Below are 660 nucleotides of genomic sequence, written 5' to 3'. Positions count from 1 at the left end.
AAGTAGCTAGTCTAACCTTCGGGAGGACGGTTACCACGGTGTGATTCATGACTGGGGTGAAGTCGTAACAAGGTAGCCGTAGGGGAACCTGCGGCTGGATCACCTCCTTAATCGACGACATCAGCCTACTGATGAGCTCCCACACGAATTGCTTGATTCATTGTCGAAGACGATCAAGACCCTATATAGGTCTGTAGCTCAGTTGGTTAGAGCGCACCCCTGATAAGGGTGAGGTCGGCAGTTCAAATCTGCCCAGACCTACCAATATGCGGGGCCATAGCTCAGCTGGGAGAGCGCCTGCCTTGCACGCAGGAGGTCAGCGGTTCGATCCCGCTTGGCTCCACCACTTTTGCTGTACGCGGTACTGCTTGATCAAACTCAGAAATGAGCATTCGCATCGAATGTTGATTTCTGGCTTTTGTCAGATCGTTCTTTAAAAATTCGGATATGTGATAGATATAGACTGAACACCAGTTTCACTGCTGGTGGATCAGGCTAAGGTAAAATTTGTGAGTTCTGCGCGAGAGCGCAACATGCGAATTTTCGGCGAATGTCGTCTTCACAGTATAACCAGATTGCTTGGGGTTATATGGTCAAGTGAAGAAGCGCATACGGTGGATGCCTTGGCAGTCAGAGGCGATGAAAGACGTGGTAGCCTGC

At 50.2% G+C, this 660-nt stretch carries 2 tRNA genes and 1 rRNA gene; all 3 read left to right on the top strand.

Annotated features, from left to right (window positions below):
• Positions 1 to 110: ribosomal RNA gene (locus F3J44_RS29425) — 16S ribosomal RNA — on the top strand; the annotation flags it as partial.
• A gap of 77 nt (positions 111 to 187) precedes the next feature.
• Positions 188 to 264 (top strand) — tRNA-Ile (locus tag F3J44_RS29420).
• A 6-nt stretch (positions 265 to 270) separates the two neighbouring features.
• Positions 271 to 346 (top strand) — tRNA-Ala (locus F3J44_RS29415).
• Positions 347 to 660: the final 314 nt, after the last annotated feature.

It is taken from the genome of Pantoea sp. Tr-811, assembly GCF_011752535.1.
In the GTDB taxonomy this organism is placed as follows: Bacteria; Pseudomonadota; Gammaproteobacteria; order Pseudomonadales; family Pseudomonadaceae; genus Aquipseudomonas.
This window is presented reverse-complemented; position numbering and strand designations above follow the sequence as displayed.